Origin of the sequence: Nocardia carnea (assembly GCF_029868325.1) — a bacterium.
Lineage (GTDB): Bacteria > Actinomycetota > Actinomycetes > Mycobacteriales > Mycobacteriaceae > Nocardia > Nocardia carnea_C.
Genome location: NZ_JARWNW010000040.1, coordinates 1 through 9,563, shown reverse-complemented (window position 1 = coordinate 9,563; position 9,563 = coordinate 1). Strand labels below are relative to the sequence as shown.

The 9,563-nt window shown below is 67.9% G+C and carries 1 protein-coding gene; it reads left to right on the top strand.

The genetic code is table 11. The annotated features are described in order from the left end of the window. A partial coding sequence (locus tag QH196_RS01685; protein WP_432279413.1) for an amino acid adenylation domain-containing protein occupies nucleotides 1-9,563 on the top strand: 9,563 nt, incomplete at both ends.

The window sequence follows — 9,563 nt, the reverse complement described above, 5'->3', positions numbered from 1 at the left end:
CGAGCGTTTGGTGGAGGTGCTGAATCCGGTTCGTTCGACGGCTCGGCATCCGTTGTTCCAGGTGGGTTTCTCGTTCCAGAACCTGGCGCAGTCGAGTCTGGAGTTGCCCGGTCTGACGGTGTCGGGTGTCGATATCGATACCGAGATCTCCCAGTTCGACCTGCACCTGATCATCGGCGACGACTACGACAGCACCGGCGCACCGAACGGAGTGAGCGGCCACCTCACCTACGCCACCGATCTGTTCGATCGTGCAACCGCGCAGGGCTTCGTGGACCGGTTCGTGCGGCTGCTGGGCGAGATCATCGCGGCGCCGGAGTCCGCGGTCGGGGAACTGGACATTCTGGCTCCCGCGGAGCGCGCGGCGCTGGCCGAGCGCAACACGACTGCCCGGGAACCGGATTCCGCCGACACCCTGGTTTCGCTGCTGGATGCGACAGCGGCCGCCCATCGCGGTGCGGTGGCTTTGGTGGCAGCCGACGGGTCGCAGGTCACGTACGCCGAGTTGGGGGCGCGGGTCAACGGTTTGGCCCGGTACCTGATCGGTCAGGGTGTGGGTCCCGAGGTTAGGGTCGCGTTGGCGTTGCGGCGGTCGGTGGATCTCGTGGTCGCGATGTATGCGGTGACGGTGGCCGGTGGTGCCTATGTGCCGATCGACCCCGATCAGCCTGCCGAACGCAGTGATTACATTCTGGAGACCGCGGCACCGGTGTGTGTGCTGACGAACGCCGAAAGCGGATTCGATACGAGTATCGCGGGTGCGCCGGTGGTGGACCTGGGCGCCCTCGATCTCTCCGGCTATGCGGATACTCCGGTCACCGATGCGGACCGGGTGTCGCCGTTGCGGGCGTCGAACACCGCATACGTGATCTTCACGTCGGGTTCGACGGGCCGGCCCAAGGGGGTGGCGGTTCCGCACTCGGCGGTCGTGAACCAGTTGCGCTACATCTGGGCCGAATTCGGTTTGGAAGCAACAGATTCGATTCTTCTCAAGACGGCGGCCACGTTCGACTTGTCGGTGTGGGAGTTCTGGACCGCTGCCGTGTGTGGTGGCCGGATGGTCATCGCCGCCCCGGACGGTCATCGCGATCCGTCCTATCTCAACGATCTCATGCGTCGCGAAGGTGTGACCACGTTGACGGTGGTTCCGTCGATGCTGGATGCCCTGCTGGTCAGCGACGGGGGCATGTCTGCGTCGCTGCGGCGGGTGCTCGCCATCGGTGAGGCGCTGCCCGCCGCGACCGCGCAGCGGATGCTCGCCGACTATCCGGATGCGGGGTTGTTCAACCTCTATGGTCCGACCGAGGCCGCGGTCTCGATCACCACGCATCGAGTGACCGAGATCGACCGGGTCGCGGTGCCGATCGGTGCGCCGCAGTGGAATTCCCGCGTTTATGTGCTGGACGGCAGGTTGCAGCCGGTTCCCGATGGTGTGTCGGGTGAGTTGTATCTGGCCGGTGTGCAGTTGGCGCACGGGTATTTCGGTCGCGTCGATCTGAGTGCGGAGCGGTTCGTGGCCGATCCGTTCGCGGCCGGTGAGCGGATGTACCGGACCGGTGACCTCGTTGCCTGGAGTCGTTCGGGTGAGTTGGAGTATCGGGGTCGTACCGATTTCCAGGTGAAGATTCGTGGTTTCCGGATCGAGCTGGGTGAGATCGAAGCGGCGTTGCTGGACTTGCCGGAGGTCGCGCAGGCGGCTGTGGTGGCGAAGTCGGACCCGCGGACCGGCGATCGACTGGTCGGCTACCTGGTTCCGTCCGGCGCGGGTCTGGATTTCGCACGTATCCAGGACGCGCTGGGGCAGCGGTTGCCGTCGTATATGGTGCCGTCGGCATTCGTGGAGCTCGACGCGCTGCCGTTGAATGTGAACGGCAAGCTGGACCGTAAAGCGTTGCCGGAGCCGGAGTTCGAGGCGCGGGAGTTCCGGGCGCCGTCGACTCCGATCGAGGAGATCGTGGCGAATACCTTCGCCGAAGTCCTCGGGATCGATCAGGTCGGCGCGGACGACGATTTCTTTGCCCTCGGTGGTAACTCGCTCGTCGGGACCCAGGTTGCGGCGCGGTTGAGCAAGGCGCTGGATACGACTGTTCCGGTGCGGGCATTGTTCGAAGCGTCCACCGTCGCCGGTTTGGCGGTGCGGGTCGAGCAGCATGCCGGTTCGGGTGGCCGGGCGCCGTTGGTGCCGCAGCCGCGGCCGACGCGGGTCACCGGGTCGGGCGAGGTTCAGCAGGTTGCTCCGTTGTCGCTGGCACAGCAGCGGATGTGGTTCCTCAACCGCTTCGACGGTGCGTCTGCCGCCTACAACATTCCGATGGCGATCCGGCTGTCCGGCGCGCTCGATGTGGACGCCCTGCGCGTAGCGGTCGCGGACCTGGTGGCGCGTCACGAGGTGCTGCGCACCGTGTACCCGGATTCCGCGTCCGGCCCCGTGCAGCTGGTGCTCCCCGCGGCCCAGGCGGTTCCGGAGCTCGCGGTGCGGTCGGTCGCTGCCGCGGATATCGGTGCGGCCGTGGCGGAACTGGCTTCCACCGGTTTCGACGTGACCACCGAAGTGCCGCTGCGGGTGGCCCTGTTCCGGCTGGACGATTCCGCCACCGATTCGCAGGAGCCCGCCGCCGGTGTCTCCGGCGAATTCGTGCTCGCGCTGGTGGCACACCACATCGCCGCCGACGGCTCGTCGGTCGGTCCGCTGGCCCGCGATGTGATGACCGCCTACGCCGCCCGGGCCGCGCAGGAATCCCCGGCGTGGGCGCCGCTGCCGGTGCAGTACGCCGATTTCAGTATCTGGCAGCGCAACCTGCTCGGCGACGAATCCGATCCGGAATCGCTGGCGGCCGAGCAGCTCGGGTACTGGGAGTCGGCGCTGGCCGGGATCCCGGACCAGCTGGACCTGCCGATGGACCGGCCGCGTCCGGCGGTGCAATCGTTCACCGGTGGCCGGGTGGATATCGGTATCGATGCCGAGGTCCATGCCGGACTGCAGAGGGTGGCGCAGCAGCAGGGCGCGACCCTGTTCATGGTGGCGCATACCGCGTTCGCGGTACTGCTGTCGCGGCTGTCGGGCACCGACGACATCACCATCGGCACCCCGGTGGCCGGACGCGGTGAGCAGGCGCTCGACGATCTGATCGGTATGTTCGTGAACACCCTGGTGTTCCGGACCCAGGTCGATCGCGGCGAAGCGTTCACCGATCTGCTCGCGCGGCAGCGGCAGCTGGATATCGCGGCATTCGCCAACGCCGACGTGCCGTTCGAACGACTCGTCGAGGTACTGAACCCGGCCCGGTCGACCGCCCGGCACCCGCTGTTCCAGGTGGGATTCACCTTCCAGAACTTGGACCGGTCGAGCCTGGAGTTGCCGGGGCTCACCGTGTCCGGTGTCGATATCGATACCGAGGTCTCCCAGTTCGACCTGAATCTCATCCTGAGCGATTCCTACGACACCGCGGGCGAAGCGGGCGGGGTGGCCGGATACCTGACCTTCGCGACGGATCTGTTCGACCGCGCCACGGTGCAGGGGTTCGCCGACCGGTTCACCCGGTTGCTGAGCCAGATCGTGGCGGACCCCTCGGTTCCCGTGGGCGACCTGGAAATTCTCGCGCCCGTCGAGCGCACCCGGGTGCTGGCGGAGTGGAATGCGACCGAGTATGCGCTGCCGGAGCGGTTGCTGCTGGACGGGTTCGAGCGGGTGGCGGTGGCGCACCCGGATCGGGTGGCGGTGTCGTTCGAGGGGACAAGTCTGTCCTACGGCGAGTTCTCGGCTCGGGTGAACCGTTTGGCGCGGTATCTGGTTGTGCAGGGTGTGGGTCCTGAGTCGCTGGTCGGGCTGCTTGCGTCGCGGTCGCTGGACTTGGTTGTGGGCATGTATGCGGTGGTCGCGGCTGGTGGTGCGTATGTGCCGTTGGATCCGTCGCATCCGGCTGAGCGGATCGGTTACATCCTCGATACCGCGGCACCGGTGTGCCTGCTGTCCACCACGGCCGATGCGCAGGCTGTCGGGATCGAACCGGCTGACGCCGGCCTCGGCGGTGACGGTGCCGTCGGCAGTGACCGAGTTGCCGGTGACAGTGTGGGCACGCTCGCGGGTGTGCCGGTGCTGACGTTGGACACTCTCGATACCAGTGGTTTCGACGCCGCGCCGGTGACGGATGCGGATCGGCTTGCGCCGGTTCGGCCGTCGAATACGGCCTATGTGATCTTCACCTCGGGTTCTACGGGTCGGCCGAAGGGTGTGGCGGTGCCGCATTCGGCGATCGCGAATCAGGTCGCGTGGATGCTGGCGGAATACCCGCTGGATGCGGGTGACGTCTATCTGCAGAAGACGGCGACCACGTTCGACGTATCGCTGTGGGGCTATTTCTTGCCGCTGGCTGCCGGTGCGCACCTGGTGGTGGCGACCCCGGATGGTCATCGTGATCCGGAGTATCTGGCGCGGGTGATTGCCGAGCAGCAGGTGACGGTGACCGACTTCGTTCCGTCGATGCTGACGGTGTTCGCGGCGCATACGGCTGCGGGTTCGGTTCCGAGTCTCGAGCATGTGTTCGTGATCGGTGAAGCGTTGCCGCCGGAGACGGTCACTGCGATGCATGCGATTTCGGATGCGGCGGTGCACAACCTTTACGGTCCGACCGAGGCTGCGGTGTCGATCACTTATTGGCAGGCCACGGGTGACGAGACCGGGAGTGTTCCGATCGGTGTGCCGCAGTGGAACTCCCGCGTGTATGTGCTGGATTCGCGGTTGCGGCCGGTACCCGAGGGTGTGACGGGTGAGTTGTATCTGGCCGGTGATCAGCTCGCGCGTGGCTATGTGACCCGTCCGGATCTCAGCTCCGACAGGTTCGTGGCGAGCCCGTTCGACGCCGGTCGGCGGATGTATCGCACGGGTGACCTGGTGCGTTGGCAGCGCGTCGAGGGTGAACCGGTGCTGGAGTACCTGGGTCGTACCGATTTCCAGGTGAAGTTCCGTGGTCAGCGCATCGAGCTCGGTGAGATCGAGTCGGCGTTCCTGGCGCAGCCGCAGGTAAGCCAGGCCGTGGTGACGGTTGTGGCCTCGCCACTCGGTGAGCAACTGGTCGGCTACATCGTCCCCGCCCCGGGACAGCAGATCGTGCAGACGACACTGCTGGACTCCGTGCGTGAGGTCCTGCCGACCTATATGGTTCCGGCGGCCGTCGTGGTGCTCGATGCGTTCCCGTTGAATACGTCCGGCAAGCTGGATCGTAAGGCGTTGCCGGAGCCGGAGTTCGAGGCGCGGGAGTTCCGGGCGCCGTCGACTCCGGTCGAGGAGATCGTGGCGGGTGTGTTCGCCGATGTCCTCGGTGTCGACCGTATCGGCGCGGATGACGATTTCTTCGCGCTGGGCGGTAACTCGCTGATCGCGACCCAGGTCGCCGCCCGGGTCGGCCAGGCGCTGGATGCGCAGGTTCCGGTCCGGATGCTGTTCGAGGCTTCCACGGTGTCTGCCCTGGCAGCTGCCGCCGAAACCGCCACCGGTCGTACCGGTTTGCCGGTCCTCGCCCCGCGACCCCGCCCGGATCGGGTGCCGTTGTCGCTGGCGCAGCAGCGCATGTGGTTCCTCAACCGGTTCGACAGCGCCTCGGCCACCTACAACATCCCGTTCGCCATTCGGCTCACCGGCGACCTCGATGTGGACGCCCTGCAGGCAGCGCTCGCCGATCTGGTGGACCGGCACGAGGTGCTGCGGACCGTCTACCCCGAGGTGGACGGCGTCGGGCATCAGCAGGTGCTGCGCGCCGACGAGGTGGCTCTGGACCTCGTCGCCGAACCCGTCACCGAAGCGGAACTGCCGGCGCGGATCCTGGCCTTGGCCGGCGCGGTCTTCGATGTCACGGCCGCACCACCGTTCCAGACGACCCTGCTGCGGCTCGACGAGCACAACCATGTCTTCGTCCTCGTCGCGCATCACATCAGCGCCGACGGTTTCTCGCCGCGTCCGCTGCTGCGTGACCTCGTCGTCGCCTACAGCGATCGCAGCCGCGGGGTAGCGCCCGATTGGGCGCCGCTACCGGTCCAGTACGCCGATTACGCGCTCTGGCAGCGCGAGGTGCTGGGTTCGGAGGACGATCCGGGTTCGGTGGCCGCCCAGCAGGTCGAGTACTGGGTCGAGAATCTCCGGGATCTGCCCGATCAGCTGGAGCTCCCGGCCGATCGGCCGCGTCCGGAGATCGCCTCCAACTCCGGTGCCGTTCACGATTTCGCCGTGGATCCGGCCCTGCGCACCGAGCTGGAGAACCTGGCCCGTTCGCAGGGAACCACCCTGTTCATGCTGGTGCATGCCGTGCTGGCCGCGTGGTCGAGCCGGATGTCGGCCAGTGGCGATATCGCCATCGGCACCCCGATCGCCGGCCGCGGCGAACAGGCGCTCGACGATCTGGTCGGTATGTTCGTCAACACCCTGGTGTTGCGTACCGAGGTGTCTGCGGCCATGCCGTTCACCGAACTGCTCGCCGATGTCCGCCGTACCGATCTGGCGGCCTTCTCGCATGCCGATATCCCGTTCGAGCGGCTGGTCGATATCCTGAATCCGCGCCGCTCGCAGGCGCATCACCCGCTGTTCCAGGTGGCGCTGGCCTTCGAGGCCGCGTCGGCGGCGGATATGCGCAGCGTATCCCTGCCGGGGCTCGATCTCGAGGTCGTCGATTTCGATCCCGGTCTGGCGAAGTTCGATCTGCAGCTGAGCGTCGGTACCGACGGTGCCGCGGACGGCAGCCTGCTCATGCAGTGGTCGTATGCCACCGATCTGTTCGATCCGGAGACCGTGACCGGATTCGCCGAGCGGCTGGTGCGGATTCTGCGCGCGGTCGTGGCGGACCCGGATATCGCGATCGGCGATATCGATCTGCTCACCGACTCCGAGCGCACCGCTGTCGTGCAGGAGTGGACGGGTATCCGGCCCGACGCCGCGCCGGGCGTATTCAGTGTCGAGGGCCGCGCCGTCGATCAGCCCGCAACAGCCACGCTGGCGAGCCTGTTCGAGGTCGCTGCCGGTGAGCATCCGCAGCGGACGGCCGTGAAGTTCGGTGACGACCGGCTCAGCTACGCCGAACTGGATCGCCGCGCCAATGTGCTGGCCCGCCGCCTGATCGACGAGGGCGCCGGACCGGAGAACCTGGTCGCGGTGGTGCTGCCGCGTTCACTCGACCTGGTCGTCGCACTGCTCGCCGTGATCAAATCGGGTGCCGGTTACGTCCCGGTGGACCCGGATTCCCCGGCGGAACGGCTCGCCTACATCCTGGACGATGCCCGTCCGGCGACCGTGGTGCTGGATTCCACCCTGCGGGTGGACCTCCCGGCCGGCGTCTCCCGGGTGGCGGTGGACGGTTACGCGGTGGAAGCGGGCGATATCGAAGACGCCGACGACGGCCCGATCACCGATGCCGACCGCCGTGCGCCGCTGCGGCCGGACAACACCGCCTACGTCATCTACACCTCCGGTTCCACCGGCCGCCCCAAGGGTGTCGCGGTACCGCACCGCAATGTGGTGCGGCTGTTCGCCAATACCGAGCGCGAATTCGGTTTCGGGCCCGAGGACGTGTGGACGCTGTTCCACTCCTACGCTTTCGACTTCTCGGTCTGGGAACTGTGGGGCCCGCTGCTGTTCGGCGGCACCCTCGTGGTCGTCGACTACTACGTGTCCCGGTCGCCGCAGCAGTTCCTGGAACTGCTGCGCACCGAACGCGTCACCGTGCTGAACCAGACGCCCTCGGCGTTCTATCAGCTGGCCGAAGCGGATCGCACCGCCGCCGCCGACCGGCCGCTGGCGCTGCGCTACGTGGTGTTCGGCGGCGAGGCGCTGGAACTGCGCCGCCTCGCCGACTGGGTCGAACGGCACGGGGACGGAACGTCCGGGCGCACCCAGGTGGTCGACGGGCGGGAAACCGCATCGCCGCTGCTGGTGAACATGTACGGCATCACCGAGACCACGGTGCACGTGTCCTACCGCGCGCTCGACGCCGCCACCATCGCCGGCGCGGCCGGCAGCGTGGTGGGCCGCGCGCTGGGCGGACTGAAGATCTATGTGCTCGACGAACGCCTGCGGCCGGCGCCGGTGGGGGTATCGGGTGAGCTGTACGTCTCCGGTGTGCAGCTGGCCCGCGGCTACCTCGCCCGCCCCGACCTGACCGCGGCCCGTTTCGTGGCCGACCCGCTGGGCGCACCCGGTGACCGGCTGTACCGCTCCGGTGACCTCGCCCGCTGGAACCGCTTCGGCGAACTCGAATATCTCGGGCGCGCCGACGATCAGGTGAAGGTGCGCGGTTTCCGGATCGAACTCGGTGAGATCGAGGCCGCCGTCCTGGCGCAGCCCGGGGTGGCGCAGGCCGCGGTGATCGTCCGCGAGGACAAACCGGGCGATCACCGGATCGTCGGCTATGTGGTGGCCGATACCGGAACCGAGATCGATACCGAAGCCGTCCGCGCGGGCGCGGCGGAACGACTGCCGAGCTATATGGTTCCGTCCGCACTGGTTGTGCTGGACCGGATTCCGCTGACCATCAACGGCAAACTGGATCGCCGGGCACTACCCGCCCCGGTGTTCGAATCGGCGGCCTCGCGCGCGGTGTCGTCTCCGATCGAGGAGATCGTGGCCGGCGTCTTCGCCGAACTGCTGGGCACCGAGGGCATCGGCGCCGATGACGATTTCTTCGCCCTCGGCGGTAACTCGCTGATCGCGACCCAGGTCGCCGCCCGGATCGGCGCCGCGCTCGACACCGAGGTGCCGGTGCGGATGCTGTTCGAGGATTCGACCGTGGCCGCCCTGGCGGCCCGGGTGGAGCAGCAGGCCGGCGCCGGCGGGCGTCCGGTGCTCGCCGCCCGTCCGCGGCCCGAGCGCCCGCCGCTGTCGCAGGCGCAACAGCGGATGTGGTTCCTCAACCGCTTCCAGCCGGATTCGGCGGTCGACAATATTCCGATCGTCTTCCGGATGCGCGGCACGCTGCATGTGCCGGCCATGATCGAGGCGGTCGGCGATGTGATCGCCCGGCACGAATCCCTGCGCACCGTGTACCCGTCGCAGGATGGGGTCGGCTATCAGCGGGTGCTGCCCCCGGCCGAGGCGATTCCGGAGGTCGAGGTCCGCGAGTTCGCCGCCGCCGGCGCATCCGCGGACGGCCTCGGCGCCGAACTGCTCGCGGCGATCACCGAATTCGTTGTCCAGGGTTACGATCTGACCGTCCAGCCGCCGGTGCGGATGCGGATCTACCGCCTGGGCGCCGACGATCATGTGCTGGTCGGGGTCGTGCACCATATCGCGGCCGACGGGTTCTCCCTGCATCCGCTCAGCCGTGATCTGCTGTCGGCGTACGAGGCGCGGGGCGCCCGGGGGGGCCCCGCAATGGGGGCGGGGGGGGGGGGGTTGAAAGGCAACGCGCGGGTGGGGCGCGGCCAGGGGGGGGGCGGAGAAGGTGCCCGCGCGCTGGTATCTTGTCGGCGCCCGCCTAGTCGCGGCGGCCAGCCGGTGTTTCTTTTTTACTGCCCCCCCTTGGGGGCCGTTGGGGGGCCCCCCCGGGGGGCCCGCGCCTCGTACGCCGACAGCAGATCACGGC